Source organism: Microbacterium sp. LWO12-1.2, assembly GCF_040675875.1.
Taxonomy (GTDB): domain Bacteria; phylum Actinomycetota; class Actinomycetes; order Actinomycetales; family Microbacteriaceae; genus Microbacterium.
On record NZ_JBEGII010000001.1, the window covers coordinates 1,693,535 to 1,709,384 of the forward strand.

Sequence of the window (15,850 nt, forward strand, 5' to 3'; positions counted from 1 at the left end):
GCGGCGTTTTCGACGCACATGGGGCGGGGCTGAGTGTTCCCCCAGCCTAGGGGAAGGTAACGTGGAGTCCGTGCACGTACTCAGCGTCAGCTCTCTCAAGGGAGGCGTCGGCAAGACGACCGTGACCCTCGGCCTGGCCTCAGCGGCCTTCGCCCGGGGCGTCCGTACTCTCGTCGTCGACCTCGACCCTCAGTCCGATGTGTCCACCGGGATGGATATCCAGGTGGCAGGTCGGCTCAACATCGCCGATGTCCTGGCGAATCCGAAGGAGAAGGTCGTCCGACAGGCGATCACCTCCAGCGGGTGGGCGAAGGTGCACCCCGGCACCATCGACGTGCTGATCGGCAGCCCGTCGGCGATCAACTTCGACGGGCCGCACCCCAGCGTGCGCGACGTGTGGAAGCTCGAAGAGGCACTCGCCGCCGTCGAAGCCGACTACGACCTCGTGCTCATCGACTGTGCGCCGTCGTTGAACGCTCTGACGCGCACAGCGTGGGCAGCCAGTGACCGTGTCATGGTCGTCACAGAGCCCGGTCTCTTCTCCGTGGCCGCCGCGGACCGCGCCCTCCGCGCGATCGAAGAGATCCGTCGTGGTCTCTCGCCTCGTCTGCAGCCGCTGGGCATCGTGGTGAACCGCGTGCGTCCGCAGTCCATCGAGCACCAGTTCCGCATCAAGGAACTCCGCGACATGTTCGGACCGCTCGTCCTCTCGCCCCAGCTCCCCGAGCGCACCTCGTTGCAGCAGGCGCAGGGCGCAGCGAAGCCTCTGCACATCTGGCCCGGCGATTCCGCACAGGAACTCGCCGCGGACTTCGACCAGCTCCTCGACCGCATCATCCGCACCGGGCGCATCGCCGTCGCGGACAACGGAACGCAGAACTGACGACCACACGCGCACACAGCAGAACGGCCATCCTCATCGAGGATGGCCGTTCTGCGTGAAGCGGAAGTCTCTTCTAGGCGGAGCGCTGAGAGCGGCGTGCGCTGAGTTCGTCGACGGGATCGGGCACGGTCGCGTCGAACTGCACGAGCGTGGACTCGACCTCACGCAGCACCTTGCCCACGGCGATGCCGAACACACCCTGACCGCGGCTGACCAGGTCGATGACCTCGTCGTTCGAGGTGCAGAGGTAGACAGAGGCACCGTCGCTCATCAGCGTCGTACCTGCGAGATCGCGGATGCCTGCGCGGCGGAGTTCCTCCACCGCGGTGCGGATCTGCTGCAGGGAGATGCCGGTGTCGAGCAGGCTCTTGACGAGCTTGAGCACGAGGATGTCACGGAAGCCGTACAGACGCTGCGAACCGGAGCCGCTGGCGCCGCGCACCGTGGGCTCTACGAGCTCGGTGCGAGCCCAATAGTCGAGCTGGCGGTAGGTGATACCGGCGGCACGTGCGGCGACAGCGCCGCGGTAGCCGACCTCGTCATCCATGGCCGGAAGACCGTCCGTGAAGAGGAGTTCGGGCACGAAGCGCGGGTCTCCTGCGAGCTCATCCGCATTCATCTGAAATCCTCCCTGGAACGGTTATCTCCACGGTAGAGCAGTGCCCAGGCAGCGGCAATGACATCCGTGCGACACCGAAGGTGTGTCGCAATCAGTTCGTTACGAAAGGACCCGCGACAACGCATCCTTGACGAAGAGCGAGCGCACCTCGTCGATCTTGGTGGCCAGTTCAGGAGCCAGTTCACTCGCCTTGGCGCGAGAGGCGGCATCCGTCCGGCGGAGCAGAGCCGACATCGCCGACTCGATGAGCGCGACCTCGCGCTCGGCGCCCTGGCGCAGCGAGCGGAGGTGACGGGGCTCGATGCCGTGACGGTCGAGCGCCACGAGGCCGCGCAGCAGCGTGACGACCGATTCTGAGTAGGTCTCCTGTGCCGTGATGACGCCCGTGCTGATCGCATCGTTGAGCAGCTGGGGCCCCGCTCCGGCGGCGGCGAGGAGCTCATCGCGACGGTAACGACGCGGCGTCGGCGCGATCGAGGGAGGCGGTGCGAGTACGGCCCCTTCGCCGCGCGCATCCGCTTCGTCGAGCTGCTCGCGGATGACGCTCAACGGAAGGTAGTGATCGCGCTGCAGCGTGAGGCCGAGACGGAGCCGTTCGATGTCAGCCGTGGAGAACTTGCGATACCCGGACTCGGTCCGTGAGGGAGTGACGATGCCCTGGACCTCGAGGAAGCGCAGCTTGCTGGAGGTGAGCTCGGGGAACTCCGGTGTGAGCCTGGCCAGCACCTGGCCGATACTCAACAGGCCCGCGGACGCAGAGCGTTCGCGGGCGGGAGAGGCCGCCATCAGATGTTCGCCGTGGGGCGATCGACAGGTGAGACGAAGAAGTTGAGGCGGAACTTGCCGACGCGAACCTCGGAGCCGTCCACCAACGGGCTGCGGTCGACGCGTTCGCCGTTCACATAGGTGCCGTTGAGGGAGCGCTGATCGATGATCTCGAAGGTCGATCCGTTGCGGGTGACCTCAGCGTGACGACGAGACACGGTCACGTCGTCGAAGAAGATGTCGGCCTCGGGGTGGCGTCCGACCGTGGTCACGTCGGTGTCCAGGAGGTACCGCGCACCGGCGAGGGCGCCGGATCGCACCAGGAGAAGTGCGGATCCCGAAGGAAGCGCCGCGATCGCGGTCTGTTCCACATCGGTGAGTTCCACACCGAACGGCACGAAGGACAGGTCCGAATCGTGTCCGAACGTCTGTGTCACGTCGTGTCGTTGTTCGCCGGAACGGTGAATGGCCGAGTCACCTGCCGGTCGGCTGTCGCTGTCTGTCACTGTGCCCTCCTCACGATCCAGACTAACGGATTCCGAGGCCCTCCTGGGAGGCCGCGTTCACACTCAGGCATCCCATACCGGAGATTCATAGGCTGGGAGCGTGCAGACCACAGCCCGCCGCCTCCCCCTCGTCCCCGTCGCGCTCGCCGCGACCCTCCTCGCCGCGTTCCTGGTGCTCTTCTCACCGCTCGCCGCCTCCGCGCACGACGCCTTGGTGTCGTCGTCTCCGGAGGCCGACAGCACGGTCGAGACGCTCCCGAGCGAGCTGACGCTCACCTTCAGCGCCAAGCTGATCACCGGAGACGGCGCGACCGAGGTCGTCGTGACCGATGCCGACGGCAACGCGGTCACCGACGGCGCCCCGACGGTCGACGGGGCGATCGTGACGCAGCCGCTGAAGGCCGAAACAATCGCCGGCGAGTACCACGTCATCTGGAAGGTCGTCTCGAGCGACGGTCACCCGACGTCGGACGAGTTCTTCTTCACCGTGACCAGCGGCTCCGTCGAGCCCCCTACTGCCATCCCCACGACGGCCCCCGCCACGGCCGCCCCTTCGCCGGACGCGACCACGACCCCGGGTGCGACGACCACGCCGGCACCGGATGCCGAGGCCTCGTCCGGCGCATCAGCCTGGATCTGGGCTCTCTCGATCGGCGGCATCGCGGTCATCGCGGCGCTGATGGTCTGGTTCACCGTTCGCGCCCGGAAGAACGGCTCCGCGACCGATTCCGACCCCTCCGCGGAGCGATAGGCTTAACTCATGCCTCATTACGACGTCGTCATCCTCGGTGCAGGTCCTGGTGGATACGTCGCTGCGGTTCGCAGCGCGCAGCTCGGCCTGTCCACCGCCATCATCGAGGAGAAGTACTGGGGCGGTGTCTGCCTCAACGTGGGCTGCATCCCCTCCAAGGCCCTCCTGAAGAACGCGGAGCTCGCGCACACCCTGAACCACAAGGCCGAGTTCTTCGGCATCTCGGGTGAGTTCACGATCGACTTCGGCAAGGCGTTCGATCGCAGCCGCGAGGTCGCCGAGGGTCGCGTCAAGGGCATCCACTTCCTGATGAAGAAGAACAAGGTGACCGAGTACAACGGTCGCGGCACCTTCACCGGCCCCAAGGCGATCTCGGTCGCCAAGGCCGACGGTTCGACGGAAGAGGTTACGTTCGACAACGTGATCATCGCCACCGGCTCCAAGGTCCGCCTTCTGCCGGGTGTCACGCTGAGCGAGAACGTCGTGACCTACGAAGAGCAGATCATGACCCGTGAGCTGCCCGAGTCGATCGTCATCGTCGGCGCCGGCGCGATCGGCATGGAATTCGCCTACGTGCTGACGAACTACGGCGTGAAGGTCACGATCATCGAGTTCCTCGACCGCGCGCTCCCCAACGAGGACGCGGATGTGTCGAAGGAGATCACGAAGCAGTACAAGAACTACGGCGTCGACATCCTCACCTCCACCAAGGTCGAGACGATCGTCGACAACGGTTCCTCCGTCACGGTCACCTACACCGGCAAGGACGGGCAGCAGAGCTCGATCGATGCCGGCAAGGTGCTCATGTCGGTCGGCTTCGCCCCGAACATCGAGGGCTTCGGCCTGGAGAACACCGGCGTGAAGCTCACCGAGCGCGGTGCGATCGACATCGACGACCACATGCGCACCAACGTCGAGGGCATCTACGCCATCGGTGACGTGACCGCCAAGCTGCAGCTGGCCCACGTGGCCGAGGCCCAGGGCGTCGTCGCCGCCGAGACCATCGGCGGCGCGGAGACCCAGACGCTCGGCGACTACCGCATGATGCCGCGCGCGACGTTCTGCTCGCCGCAGGTCGCATCGTTCGGTCTCACCGAGCAGCAGGCGAAGGACGAGGGACGAGAGATCAAGGTCGTGTCCTTCCCGTTCATGGCCAACGGCAAGGCGCACGGTCTCGGCGAGCCCGTCGGCTTCGTCAAGCTGATCGCCGACGCCGAGCACCTCGAGCTCATCGGCGCACACATGATCGGACCGGACGTCTCGGAGCTCCTGCCCGAGCTGACCCTGGCGCAGAAGTGGGACCTCACGGCTCTCGAACTGGCACGCAACGTGCACACGCACCCGACGCTGTCGGAGGCGCTGCAGGAGGGCTTCCACGGCCTCGCCGGTCACATGATCAACTTCTGATCCATCCGCATCACGAAGGCCCGGTCCGCTCACGCGGATCGGGCCTTCTGCGTCAGATGCCGCGCATCGTGATCATCCCCGCGCTCCCCCGCCGCAGCGGAGCACTGCCGAGCGTGCGGATGAGGATGTCGCGAGCCACGAGCGATGCTCCGTGCACCGGTCTGCCCATCGACATGTAGAACGCTGACCGCCGCTGCGCGACCCGCGCGGATCGACGCGTGCGCCGCCCGTAGCCGCGGAAGTCATAGCGCCCTCCGGCGCGATCGCGCACGATCGTCTCGGCGAGGCGCACGGCGTCCATCCACCCGAGGTTCATACCCTGCCCGCCGATCGGGCTGATCTCGTGCTGTGCGTCGCCGAGCAGGACCACCCGTCCGCGTCCGTGAGATCGTGCCGTGTGCTGAGCGGCGTCGAAGACGCTCGGCGCCACTTCGTCCGGCATCTCGGGCCGGACACCGGTGCGGGTCTCCACGACGTCCAGGAACGCGGCAGCGGTCAGCAGCTCGGCGTCCGCGGATCTCCGACGCACGACCCAGCGCCGACGGCCCGCCGGCAGCGGAAAGGACTCGACCAGACCGTCGGGTTCGCAGTACAGGCGTGCACGTCTGTCGCCTGAGACATCCACGGCGTCCGCCATCGCGTAGGTGCCGGCTCCCGCGCGCGGCCGCCAGGCGATCCCGAGCTCCTCGCGTCGCGGGCTGCGCACGCCGTCCGCCGCCACGACCAGCGCCCCGGTGATCTCGCGGACACCGTCGCTCATGTCGACGGACACGCGCACGAACGGCCCCTCATCACGCACTCCCCGCACGGCATGCGCCGAAAGCAGGGCACCAGGCGAGAGCATCCCCAACCGCTCCCGCAGCAGCGCATCGGTCTGCTGCTGCGGGAGGACGAGGACCGGCCGATCCGAGGTGAAGGAGAGCGAGGCCAGGGTGCGTCCTCGGCTGATCACATCACCGCCGTCCAACCGGAGAGCCCGCTGCCGGACCGACGACCCCAGTTCCACCGCGTCGAGCGCGTCCTGACCCGGCCGGTGGATGCCGATCGCCCGCGTGCGAGGGTCAGCCTCAGCGCGCCGCTCGCACACCACGACGTCGATCCCCTCCTGCACCAGCAGACAGGCGAGCAGCAGGCCAACGGGACCCGCGCCCACGATCACGACCTCATGGTCGGGCATGGCCCGGCTCCCACCGCAGTTCGAGCCGGAAGGGCGCCCTCGCGCGTACGGTCCATCCTTCCGGAGCAGCGGCCGCGAGCTCCTCCCGCGTGTACGAGCGGCGGATGCTGATCAATCCGTCCTCGCGGATGAAGGTCCCGGCCAGGACCGTGCGGGCGAAGGGGGCGGTAGCGCCGCGGAAGAGCGCGTAGGCCGCGCCGGCCCGCGCGATGTCGTGGTGGACGACGACCCCGGTATCGCCGACGAGCCTCCGGGTGTCGTGGAGCATCTGCGGCAGCTCGGCATCCGAGAGATGGTGCAGCACGTGGTTGGACAGCACCACGTCGAACTGCGCCCCTTCCTCCACCAGCTCGTCCGCCAGTGCGCAGCGGTAGCCGATCCCGGCGCCGTCGTCGTGCGCCTCCGCCCACCGGATCGCCCGCTCGTCGGCATCCAGCGCCGTGATGTCCGCCGTCAGCCCATCGCGTCGGAGGCGTCGGGCGAGATCACGGCACAGGTCTCCACCCCCGGCTCCCACATCGAGGATGCGCACGGGGCCGCGACGGGCCCGTGCGCGGATGTCGCGTCGATAGACACCGCCGGGGCGCGAGACCAGGGCGTTCACGATGCGGAATCGGTCGTAGGTGAGACCGAGCATCCGCTCATCGGCGTCGGGCTCGTCCATCAGCTCGCGAGCGTCGACGGCCCGGGCCGACAGGTCAGGCCCCACGGGTCCCAGACTCTTCGACCGTGAAGAGTGCGCTCTCCGCGGTCAGCCCCGGCCCGAACGCCATGGCGGCCACACGCTCGCCCGGCTGCGCACCCTCCTGCTCCAGGATGCGCTTCAGCACGAACAGCACGGTCGCGCTGGACATGTTGCCGTTCTCGCGGAGCACCTCCCTGGCCGGATGCAGTTGCGCATCGCTCAGGTGCAGTCGATCCTGCACCCGATCCAGGATGCTGCGGCCCCCGGGATGGATCGCCCAGTGCGCGACGCGCTCGCCGATCGCCCCGCCGTCGAAGGCCGAGACCAGGCCGTCCTCCCTGGCGTAGAGCGGGCGAAGAGCGTCGATGATGGTCTCGCCGATGATCTGCGGCACCGAGGTCGACAGGATCATCTCGAACCCGGAGTCGCCGATCATCCATGCCATGTCGCTCTCGCCCTGTGGAGCGATCGCGGTGTGGAATCCGTCCAGCCGCAGGCCGGCCACCACGGATGGGAGGGAGCGCGCGGTCACGATGCCGGCTGCCGCCCCGTCTGCGAACAGCGAGGAGGCCACGATCGTGTCGGGGTCATCGGAGGAACGCAGATGCAGTGTGCACAGCTCGACGCTGACGATCAGGACGACCGCATCCTGGTCGGCCGCACAGAACTGGCTCGCCGCGCGCAGAGCGGGCATCGCCGCGTAGCACCCCATGAAACCGAGGTGATAGCGCTGCACACCGTCGCTCAGCCCGAGCGCGCGCGCGATCTCGTAGTCGGGGCCGGGGGCGAAGAAGCCGGTGCACGACACCGTGATGACATGCGTGATGTCGCTCGCCGAGATGTCCGGATCCGCCTCGACCGCGCGGCGGGCCGCAGCGACGAAGAGCGGGAAGGCCTCACGGACGTAGACCTCATTGCGTGTCTTCGTGCTCGGAGACAACAGGCCGCCGGTCGCGCGGTCGAAGAACACCGGGTTCTCGGTCGCGGCGGTCAGCGACAACTCGTCGATCACGGTATGGCGGGTGTCGATGCCCGAGACGTTGAAGGATGTGGAGACGATCCGTTTGGCCAACCGGCCCAGGTCGGGCTGCGAGCCGAAGACATCACGGACCTCGTCCTGCCGCAGCACCGTGTCGGGAACGATCGTCTGGAGTGATCTCAGCACGGCAGGGCGACTCATGATGTCACTCAAGCATGCCGCCGGTCAGGGCGGAAGGGGCTTGCGTGCCTTGTCGCTGTCTGCGAAGCGAGTCAGAATCCCAGGGCGCGCGCGAGCTTGGAACCGGAGGCGGAGTCGCGTCCGCCGGCTGCGCGCACCGCGCGCTCGACCGCGGCGAAGAAGGACTCCCTACCCGCGAGATCCGCCGGCGCTGCCGGACCGAGCTCCATCTCCCACTCGCGCCATTCGCGCTGCACGCCCAGGCGCAGATCGGTGGCGCGGACGTGATCGTCGACGAACTCCGCCACGACACCGTCGGGCCCGGTGAGGAGATAGGCCGTGCGGTCGTTCTCGATGCGGGCGAGCGGGGTCAGCGGCGCTGTGGTCCAGCGGGCGATCGTGGTCGCGACGGCCTCAGGAAGACCCTCTCCCTCACCGAGGGGCCAGCCGAGTTCGAGTCGGCCGTCGCCCTCCCGCGGGCCCTTCACGTGCCAGCCCTCGTCCGGACCTCCGGTGCGGCGGCGTAGAGCCACCCCTTCGCGGGCGAGTGCTCCGTCTTCGGTGTCGAAGTAGCGGGCATCGAGCGCACGCGCCTCCCCCGCCGTCACGGCATCGACCCCCGGGATCCCCTGCCAGAGCGGCAGCGGCGTGGCGACGTCGACGTCGTACTTGCGCTCGACCTCGACCGTACGAGACGGCTCAGTCATCCGAAGGACTGATGTCCTCGAGCGCCTCGTCGTACCAGTAGTCGATCTCGGTGGGACCGTCTGCGGAGCCGGTGTTCGTCGGCTCGCCGCGGCGGTTGTACACCACCTGCGTCTCGCTGTAGGGGACGATCAGCTTGTCGTCCGCATCGCCCAGAGGAATGATCTGCCCGTCCAGCGGGCCGCCGTGAAGTCGCGCGAGTGCCATGACATCACCCTAGCCCCGACCTCCCCCGAAGAGGCGAGGACGAGCGGCGTTCCCTTCAGGGGAACACGATGCCCACGACAGCGCCGGCGATCATCCACGGTCCGAAGGCGATGCGCGTCTTGCCGTCTGCACGGCGCAGCACGATCAGCATCAGCGCGTAGAACGCCCCGAGCACGAAGGCCGAGGCTGCCCCCACCGCCAGCTCCTGCCAGCCGTGCCACCCGAGGAGGAGTCCGATGACAGTGGCGAGCTTGACATCACCTCCCCCCATCCCTGCGGGGCTGACCAGTCGCAGCACGGCGTAGAAGCCGCCGAGGATCAGCGCTCCCAGGAGGGCGCGGACCAGACTGAGCGTCCCACCGGCGACCACCGCGTCGAGGAGCACGAGCATGAGCAGTCCCGCCAACGTCGGCAGCACGATGCGATTCGGCAGCCGATGCGTGCGGGCGTCGATCACGATCAACCAGACTCCGATACCGACCAGCGCCAGATGGGCGAGGGCCACGAGCACGGTGCGCAGATCCATGTCCGCAGGCTAGGAGAACCTCGCTCCGCGTGTCGGACGGCTGTGGATAACCGCGTCGCAGGTCCGCATCGCCCCTGCTCCACAGCCTGTTCCCGCGATGTCCGATGTACGAATTATCGTGATCGGAACGACTTGCTTTATTCGAATATATCTTCGAGGATGGAATCATGGGGATCGGGCTCGATGCGGTGACCGCGCTCTCTCCGACGGGCGACTCCCGCGCCGGAGAGGTGCTACGACTGCGCCGCGAGATCAGCAGGATGCAGCGTCGCCGCAGCGACGATGCGCTGCTCCCCCTCGATCCCGCATTCGCCTCGTTGCTGCCGGAGGAGGGGCTGCTGACCGGCACCGCGTACACCGTCTCCCCCTCGCCGAGTCTGGTGCTCGCCCTGCTCAGCGCCGCCTCACGCAAGGGACACTGGAGCGCTGTCGTGGGCATGCCGACACTGGGCGTGGAGGCCGCAGCCGCCTTCGGGATCGACCTCTCCCGGCTGATCCTCGTCCCCGAGCCCGCCGAACGCTGGCTCGCCGCGACCTCCGCCCTCGCCGAGGTCGTCCCCCTGATCGTCGTCCAGCCGGGAAGCCGCGCACGTGATGCCGACGTCTCGCGTCTGAACGCACGTCTGCGCGACCGCGGCTGCACGCTGCTCGTCGCCGAATCCTCCGCCGGAGAATGGCCGCAGAGCGAGGGTTCGATCCGCATCGACGACCCGCACTGGCATGGCCTCGGTGCTGGCTGGGGGCTGCTCTCCGACTGCACGGTCACGGTCACCGCCCGCACCAGGCGCGCCCCCATGCCCTCTCGCGTGCAGGTGCGCCTCCCCGGCAGTCGCGGCATCGTCGAGCCGTTCATCGCCGAACAGCAAGGCGTCGAGCAGCGGGACATCGAGCAGTCGCTGCGAGGACCCGAGCTCACCGCGCTGCCGTCCCTGTCCTCCGAGGCCTCCCCGCGGAACACCATCCCCGACCTCGAGCTCTCCCTCTGGGCGGAGGCCGGATGAACGCACCACTCCGCGTCCTCGTGCTGTGGTTCCCCGACTGGCCGCTGCGCGCCGCCCTCGGCGGGCCGCCACCACACCCACCCACCGCGCTGGTGCAGGCGAACGCCGTCGTGGCCTGCACTGCCTCGGCGCGGGAGCACGGCGTGCGGTCGGGGCAGCGACGACGGGTCGCCCAGGGGCACCTCTCCTCCCTGCAGATCCTGCCCCACGACGCCTCCCGCGACGAGCGCGCCTTCCTCCCCGTGCTGCAGCTCATCGAGAAGCACGCGCCAGGGGTCGCCCAGCTCCGCCCCGGGCTGGCCGTGCTGCGTGCCAGGGGCATCGCCCGCTATCACGGCGGCGAGGCGGAAGCGGCGGAGGCACTCGCCGCCATCCTCACGGAGGGGGGTCTGCCCGAAGTACGCATCGGGGTCGCGGACGGTCCCTTCACCGCCGAGATCGCAGCCAGAGGGCCTCGGCCCCGTACCGTCGTCCCCGCCGGACTGTCGAAGGACTTCCTGGCCCCGTATCCCGTGCAGGTGCTGCGAGACGAGCAGATCCCCGACCTCCTGATCAGGCTGGGGGTGCGCACGCTCGGCGAGTTCACGGCGCTCCCGGCTCTCGAGGTACGCGACCGTTTCGGCGAGCGCGGAGCGCGACTGCATGCTCTCGCCGGCGGCGCGGATTCACGGCCGTTGACCCCGCGTCCACCCGACCCCGAGCTGGTGCGCAGCGTGGAGTTCGAGACCCCTCTGGCTGGAGCCGACCAGGTGGCCTTCGCCGTGCGGCAGACCGCCGACGGGGTGCTGGTGGCCCTGGGCGAGGCGTCGCTCGTGTGCACCGAGGTGCGGATCGACCTGACCGATGACAACGGACTGGTGTTCTCCCGCGCCTGGCTGCATCCGACCTGCTTCGACGCCTCCGATCTGGTCGACCGCATCCGCTGGCAGCTCGAGTCCCTGGCCGCGCAGAACGCGAAGGATCCGGTCGACGAGGCCAGGGCGTTCGGCGGCATCGCCGCGGTGCGCATCGTTCCCGTCGCGGTGGACGACGCGGCCCATCATCAGCCGGGACTGTTCGGTTCGGGCACGGATGAGCGTCTGCACCATGCCGTCTCCCGGGTGCAGACGATGCTCGGTCACGAGGGAGTGGTCACCGCCGCGCTCTCGGGTGGGCGCTGGCTCGCCGACCGACAGGTGCTCACCCCGTGGGGAGAGCGTGCGGTCGCCCCGCGTGATCCTGCTCGCCCCTGGCCGGGGAGTCTGCCCGCTCCGCTCCCCGCCGAGGTGTTCCGCCCTCCGCGCCCCATCGGAGTGGACGCGGCAGACGGGGGCGGGATCAGCGTCGATGAACGCGGGGCGCTCTCCGCCGCCCCCGCGCGCATCGACGGGAGCGCCGTGCAGGGGTGGGCAGGTCCGTGGCCGATCCATGAGCACCGGTGGGCGGCAGGCGGAGGCAAGAAGGGCCATCGGCTGCAGATCGTCGATGACCACGACCGCGCCTGGTTGGTGTTCTGCACCGGCGAACGCTGGTGGGCTGAGGGGAGGTACCGCTGATGGGCTGGCACAATCCGCCCCTGTCCTGGAACGAGCTGGAGCGCACGCTCAGCGGGGAGGAGCCCCCTGCGCACCCGACCGTCGCCGAGCCCCGAGGAGGGCGCGCCGACCCCGGACCGGTGAGCCGAAGACGACAGCGGACCCCACCCGCCCCCATCCCCCGCCCCGCGGATGCCGTGCCCTACGCCGAGCTGCACGCGCACTCCTCCTATTCCTTCCTCGACGGCGCCTCGTCGCCCGAGGAGCTTCTCGCAGAGGCCGAACGGCTCGGCCTCACGGCTCTGGCGCTCACGGATCATGACGGCTTCTACGGGGCTGCCCGCTTCGCTGAGGTCGCCGACCTCATGGAGGCGCCGTTGCAGACCGTGTTCGGCGCCGAGCTGTCGCTCGAACTGCCCGCTCCACAGCGGGGCACCCCCGATCCGCTGGGAGAGCATCTGCTGGTCCTCGCCCGCGGGATGGAGGGGTATCACCGGCTGTCGGGTGCCATCACCACCGCCCAACTGCGCGGTGGCGAGAAGGGGCGTCCCGTCTACGACCTCGACGAACTCGCGGCGAGCGCGGGCGGTCAGTGGACGATCCTCACCGGATGCCGCAAGGGCAGCGTGCGCCGGGGACTGGAGCGCGGGGACGCGGAGACTCCGCTCCGCCTGCTCGTCGACCTGTTCGGCGCGGATCACGTCGCCGTCGAGCTCTTCGACCACGGCGACCCGCAGGACAGCCGCCGCAACGACGCCCTCGCCGAGCTCGCCACCCGGATGCATCTGCCGGTGGTGGCGACGAACAATGTGCACTATGCGACGCCGGCCCGTGCCCCACTGGCTGAGGCCGTCGCCGCGGTGCGAGCGGTGCGCAGCATGGACGATCTCGATGGCTGGCTCCCCGCTCACGGCGGCGCACACCTGCGCAGCGGCGCGGAGATGACGGCACGCTTCCGGCGCTACCCCGGAGCGATCTCCTACGGTCTCGAGCTGGCTGCCGCGTCGGCCTTCCCGTTGCGCAGGGCCCGGCCTGCCCTTCCGCAGCAGGAGGTGCCGGATGGGCACACGCCGATGAGCTGGCTGCGCTCCCTGGTCTGGGAGGCCGTGCCCACGAAGTACCCGCGCCTGGATGACGACGGTCGGCGCCGCATCGGCCGCGAGCTCGACGTCATCGAGGAGAAGGACTTCCCGGGGTACTTCCTCATCGTGCATGACATCGTCGCGGAGGCTCGCCGGCGCGGCATCCTCTGCCAGGGGCGCGGGTCGGCCGCGGCGAGCGCCGTCTGCTATCTGCTGGGGATCACCGCCGTGGATCCGATCCTCTACAAACTCCCATTCGAACGCTTCCTCGCGACCACCCGTCAGGAAGAGCCGGACATCGATGTGGACTTCGACTCCCGTCGGCGCGAGGAGATCATCCAGTGGGTGTATCGCCGCTACGGGCGCGAGCGGGCGGCGCAGGTCGCGAACGTCATCCAGTACCGCCCGAAGAACGCCGTACGCGACATGGCCAGGGCTCTCGGGTTCTCCCCCGGCCAGCAGGACGCGTGGTCGCGGCAGGTCGACGGGTGGAGCACAGGGCTGGAGGTCGCCGACGAGCATGACATCCCCGCGAACGTGATCGAGTACGCGGGCGAGCTGTTGAAGGCACCCCGCCATCTCGGCATCCACTCCGGCGGGATGGTGCTCACCGCCCGCCCCGTCGGCGAGGTCGTTCCCGTGGAGCACGCCCGGATGGAGGATCGCACCGTCATCCAGTGGGACAAGGACGACGCGGCGTGGATGGGGCTGGTGAAATTCGACCTGCTGGGATTGGGGATGCTCGCCGCCCTGCAGCACTGCTTCGATCTGATCCACGAGGCCACAGGCGAGAGATGGACTCTGGAGACCATCCCGAAGGAGGAGCCCGCCGTCTACGACATGCTCTGCCGCGCGGACTCGATCGGGGTGTTCCAGGTCGAGTCCCGTGCCCAGATCGGCCTGCTCCCCCGCCTGCAGCCGCGGAGCTTCTACGACCTCACGATCCAGATCGCCCTGATCCGGCCCGGCCCCATCCAGGGCGGAGCAGTGCACCCCTTCGTACGCCGCAAGATGGCGAAGGACCGCAACGACGAGGAGAACCGGGAACGGATGGCACGAGGCGAGAAGCCGGTGGACTTCTCGATCCCCTACCCGCACCCCGATCTGGAGGACATCCTGAAGCGGACCCTGGGCATCCCGATCTTCCAGGAGCAGCTGATCCAGATGGCGACCGCCGTGGGCGACTGCACGGCCGACGAGGCCGATCTGCTGCGGCGGGCCATGGGCTCCAAGCGTGGTCTCGAGAAGATCGAGAAGGTCAAGGCGAAGCTCTATGCCGGGATGACGAGGCGCGGCCTGATCGGCGACGATGCCGACCGCATCTACGCGCAGATCCAGGCGTTCGCGAACTTCGGCTTCGCCGAGTCGCACTCCCTGTCGTTCGCCCTGCTCGTCTACGCCAGCTCCTGGGTGAAGCTGCACTATCCCGGAGCGTTCCTGGCGGGGCTCCTGCGCTCCCAGCCGATGGGCTTCTACTCGGCGGCGACGCTCACCGCCGATGCGCGGCGCCATGGCGTGGAGGTACGGCGTCCCGATCTGCAGACCTCGGGGGCGACCGAGACGATGGAACCGCTCACCGCGGTCACGCCGCACACCCCCACCGGTCTCGACTCCTGCCTCGCGGATCCGCAGCCCCCCACGCTGCGCTTCAACAGGGAGGCTCCGGACGAGGCCGCAGCTCACCGCAGAGACGGCGGGTATGCCGTGCGCCTAGGGCTCGGCGGGGTACGCGGGATCGGCGCCCCACTGGCAGAGCGGATCGTCGCCGAGCGTGAGGAGAACGGCCCCTACCGCGACCTGCATGATCTGGTGCGGCGCACGGATGCCACCGCCGCGCAGCTGGAAGCACTCGCCACCGCCGGAGCCTTCGCCTGTCTCGGGCTGGAGCGGAGGGAGGCGATCTGGCTCGCAGGTGCCGCAGCCGAGGACCGTGCCCGATTCCTGCCGGGCACGACGGTGTCGGTGCAGCCGCCGCTGTTCTCCGATCAGACCAGCTACGAGCAGCTCTCGGCTGACCTCTGGGCGACCGGTGTCTCCACCGACGACCATCCGATGGCGCACTTCCGCTCGGCGCTCACGGAGCGCGGAGTGCTCACGGCACTGGATCTGCAGGAGCACGAGGTAGGCCGCCGGATCGAAGTCGCCGGGCTCGTCACGCACCGCCAGCGTCCGGCGACGGCCGCTGGTGTCACCTTCGTGAACCTTGAGGACGAGAGCGGTCTGGTCAACGTCGTCTGCTCGACGGGTGTGTGGAATCGCTACCGCCGCGTTGCACGCGACTCCCCTGCGCTGATCATCCGCGGCATCCTCGAGCGTTCACCCGAGGGCGTGGTGAACGTGCTGGCCGACGCTTTCGAGGATCTGCGCACGGGCCTGACCCATCGCTCACGGGACTTCCGATGACCGATGCGGCATCACCAGAACCGCTCAGGCTCCTCCGCCGGAGGACGATCGCTCCCGCCCCAGCGGTCGGCCTCCGCCTTCGCCGCATCCGCTGCCGCATCTGCGCCGCGCAACGCCACCTTCGCCCCCACCTCACCGGGTCCGAGGGGATCGACCATGAAGACCGTGCGCGCACCGCGGTCGCCGAAGATCACCGTGCACTCGAGGACCCGCCCCACCCAGCGCGCGAGATCACCCCGCGGCTCTTCCGCACGCCGGTAGTGGATGCCGGTGTCCAGGTCGAGAAGGGACAGGAGCACCGGCTCCTGGGTGAGCGGATCGACGCGCTCGGTCACCTCGACCCGATGGCCGGTGGGGATCGCGACCTGAGCTGCAAACACGAGCGTTCTGTCCATGTCTCCACCTTAGGAACGCGGGCCGTCGAGGCAAACACCTTGTGTGTCGAACAGATTTCTTCAAG

Annotated in this window: 16 protein-coding genes; 6 read left to right on the top strand and 10 right to left on the bottom strand. The window is 68.8% G+C overall.

The genetic code is table 11. The annotated features are described in order from the left end of the window. Positions 1-70 precede the first annotated feature (70 nt). On the top strand, positions 71-883 hold the full coding sequence (locus tag MRBLWO12_RS08080; protein WP_141871624.1) for a ParA family protein: 813 nt from the start codon (positions 71-73) through the stop codon (positions 881-883). Between the two features lie 73 nt (positions 884-956). Here MRBLWO12_RS08080 and MRBLWO12_RS08085 read toward each other — a convergent pair whose 3' ends face one another. The 3 genes from MRBLWO12_RS08085 to MRBLWO12_RS08095 all read right to left on the bottom strand — a co-directional run bounded on the left by MRBLWO12_RS08085 (position 957) and on the right by MRBLWO12_RS08095 (position 2,773). Further along, positions 957-1,502, bottom strand: coding sequence for a MerR family transcriptional regulator (locus tag MRBLWO12_RS08085; RefSeq protein WP_141871623.1), 546 nt, complete (start codon positions 1,500-1,502; stop codon positions 957-959). A 99-nt stretch (positions 1,503-1,601) separates the two neighbouring features. Beyond that, entirely contained in the window at positions 1,602-2,288 is a 687-nt protein-coding gene (locus MRBLWO12_RS08090) for a MerR family transcriptional regulator (protein ID WP_363554370.1), read from the bottom strand. Further along, positions 2,288-2,773: an FHA domain-containing protein gene (locus tag MRBLWO12_RS08095; RefSeq protein WP_363554372.1), complete on the bottom strand. Its 486-nt coding sequence runs from the start codon at positions 2,771-2,773 to the stop codon at positions 2,288-2,290. The genes MRBLWO12_RS08090 and MRBLWO12_RS08095 overlap by 1 nt, the downstream gene beginning before the upstream one ends. Before the next feature lie 100 nt (positions 2,774-2,873). Between MRBLWO12_RS08095 and MRBLWO12_RS08100 the strand changes: the two genes are divergently transcribed. Both MRBLWO12_RS08100 and lpdA read left to right on the top strand, forming a co-directional pair. Further along, on the top strand, positions 2,874-3,524 hold the full coding sequence (locus MRBLWO12_RS08100) for a copper resistance CopC family protein (protein ID WP_363554374.1): 651 nt from the start codon (positions 2,874-2,876) through the stop codon (positions 3,522-3,524). A 9-nt stretch (positions 3,525-3,533) separates the two neighbouring features. Then, positions 3,534-4,931: a dihydrolipoyl dehydrogenase gene (gene lpdA / locus MRBLWO12_RS08105; protein ID WP_141871619.1), complete on the top strand. Its 1,398-nt coding sequence runs from the start codon at positions 3,534-3,536 to the stop codon at positions 4,929-4,931. A 52-nt stretch (positions 4,932-4,983) separates the two neighbouring features. On the opposite strand, the gene MRBLWO12_RS08110 is transcribed toward lpdA, so the two are convergent. The 6 genes from MRBLWO12_RS08110 to MRBLWO12_RS08135 all read right to left on the bottom strand — a co-directional run bounded on the left by MRBLWO12_RS08110 (position 4,984) and on the right by MRBLWO12_RS08135 (position 9,390). Further along, complete coding sequence (locus MRBLWO12_RS08110) at positions 4,984-6,108, bottom strand: FAD-dependent oxidoreductase (RefSeq protein WP_363554376.1); 1,125 nt, start codon at positions 6,106-6,108, stop codon at positions 4,984-4,986. Continuing rightward, entirely contained in the window at positions 6,095-6,817 is a 723-nt protein-coding gene (locus MRBLWO12_RS08115; protein ID WP_363554378.1) for a methyltransferase domain-containing protein, read from the bottom strand. Before MRBLWO12_RS08115 ends, MRBLWO12_RS08110 begins: the two co-directional genes overlap by 14 nt. After that, the gene (locus MRBLWO12_RS08120) at positions 6,807-7,973 is read right to left on the bottom strand and encodes a type III polyketide synthase (protein ID WP_363554380.1); all 1,167 of its coding nucleotides are present in this window, start codon (positions 7,971-7,973) and stop codon (positions 6,807-6,809) included. Before MRBLWO12_RS08120 ends, MRBLWO12_RS08115 begins: the two co-directional genes overlap by 11 nt. 71 nt (positions 7,974-8,044) lie before the next feature. After that, positions 8,045-8,659, bottom strand: coding sequence for a CYTH domain-containing protein (locus tag MRBLWO12_RS08125; RefSeq protein ID WP_363554382.1), 615 nt, complete (start codon positions 8,657-8,659; stop codon positions 8,045-8,047). Continuing rightward, complete coding sequence (locus MRBLWO12_RS08130; protein WP_363554384.1) at positions 8,652-8,864, bottom strand: response regulator; 213 nt, start codon at positions 8,862-8,864, stop codon at positions 8,652-8,654. The genes MRBLWO12_RS08125 and MRBLWO12_RS08130 overlap by 8 nt, the downstream gene beginning before the upstream one ends. A gap of 55 nt (positions 8,865-8,919) precedes the next feature. Then, the gene (locus tag MRBLWO12_RS08135) at positions 8,920-9,390 is read right to left on the bottom strand and encodes a prepilin peptidase (protein WP_363554386.1); all 471 of its coding nucleotides are present in this window, start codon (positions 9,388-9,390) and stop codon (positions 8,920-8,922) included. Positions 9,391-9,557: 167 nt separating this feature from the next. On the opposite strand from MRBLWO12_RS08135, the gene MRBLWO12_RS08140 reads away from it, so the two are divergent. Genes MRBLWO12_RS08140 through MRBLWO12_RS08150 form a run of 3 tightly spaced genes read left to right on the top strand, consistent with a single transcriptional unit; the run spans position 9,558 to position 15,390 of the window. Further along, the gene (locus MRBLWO12_RS08140; protein WP_363554388.1) at positions 9,558-10,391 is read left to right on the top strand and encodes a hypothetical protein; all 834 of its coding nucleotides are present in this window, start codon (positions 9,558-9,560) and stop codon (positions 10,389-10,391) included. Continuing rightward, positions 10,388-11,926: a DNA polymerase Y family protein gene (locus MRBLWO12_RS08145; protein ID WP_363554390.1), complete on the top strand. Its 1,539-nt coding sequence runs from the start codon at positions 10,388-10,390 to the stop codon at positions 11,924-11,926. The genes MRBLWO12_RS08140 and MRBLWO12_RS08145 overlap by 4 nt, the downstream gene beginning before the upstream one ends. Next, positions 11,926-15,390, top strand: a complete 3,465-nt coding sequence (locus tag MRBLWO12_RS08150) for an error-prone DNA polymerase (RefSeq protein WP_363554392.1) — start codon at positions 11,926-11,928, stop codon at positions 15,388-15,390. Before MRBLWO12_RS08145 ends, MRBLWO12_RS08150 begins: the two co-directional genes overlap by 1 nt. A gap of 11 nt (positions 15,391-15,401) precedes the next feature. Here MRBLWO12_RS08150 and MRBLWO12_RS08155 read toward each other — a convergent pair whose 3' ends face one another. Beyond that, on the bottom strand, positions 15,402-15,785 hold the full coding sequence (locus tag MRBLWO12_RS08155) for a hypothetical protein (protein WP_363554394.1): 384 nt from the start codon (positions 15,783-15,785) through the stop codon (positions 15,402-15,404). Between the last annotated feature and the right edge of the window lie 65 nt (positions 15,786-15,850).

Bases quoted from the DNA above. Each gene is read 5' to 3' on its own strand.
- MRBLWO12_RS08130 (WP_363554384.1), bottom strand. From the start codon at position 8,864: ATGGCACTCGCGCGACTTCACGGCGGCCCGCTGGACGGGCAGATCATT.
- MRBLWO12_RS08145 (WP_363554390.1), top strand. From the start codon at position 10,388: ATGAACGCACCACTCCGCGTCCTCGTGCTGTGGTTCCCCGACTGGCCG.
- MRBLWO12_RS08120 (WP_363554380.1), bottom strand. From the start codon at position 7,973: ATGAGTCGCCCTGCCGTGCTGAGATCACTCCAGACGATCGTTCCCGAC.
- MRBLWO12_RS08150 (WP_363554392.1), top strand. From the start codon at position 11,926: ATGGGCTGGCACAATCCGCCCCTGTCCTGGAACGAGCTGGAGCGCACG.
- MRBLWO12_RS08085 (WP_141871623.1), bottom strand. From the start codon at position 1,502: ATGAATGCGGATGAGCTCGCAGGAGACCCGCGCTTCGTGCCCGAACTC.
- MRBLWO12_RS08155 (WP_363554394.1), bottom strand. From the start codon at position 15,785: ATGGACAGAACGCTCGTGTTTGCAGCTCAGGTCGCGATCCCCACCGGC.
- MRBLWO12_RS08110 (WP_363554376.1), bottom strand. From the start codon at position 6,108: ATGCCCGACCATGAGGTCGTGATCGTGGGCGCGGGTCCCGTTGGCCTG.
- MRBLWO12_RS08135 (WP_363554386.1), bottom strand. From the start codon at position 9,390: ATGGATCTGCGCACCGTGCTCGTGGCCCTCGCCCATCTGGCGCTGGTC.
- MRBLWO12_RS08090 (WP_363554370.1), bottom strand. From the start codon at position 2,288: ATGGCGGCCTCTCCCGCCCGCGAACGCTCTGCGTCCGCGGGCCTGTTG.
- MRBLWO12_RS08140 (WP_363554388.1), top strand. From the start codon at position 9,558: ATGGGGATCGGGCTCGATGCGGTGACCGCGCTCTCTCCGACGGGCGAC.
- lpdA (WP_141871619.1), top strand. From the start codon at position 3,534: ATGCCTCATTACGACGTCGTCATCCTCGGTGCAGGTCCTGGTGGATAC.
- MRBLWO12_RS08125 (WP_363554382.1), bottom strand. From the start codon at position 8,659: ATGACTGAGCCGTCTCGTACGGTCGAGGTCGAGCGCAAGTACGACGTC.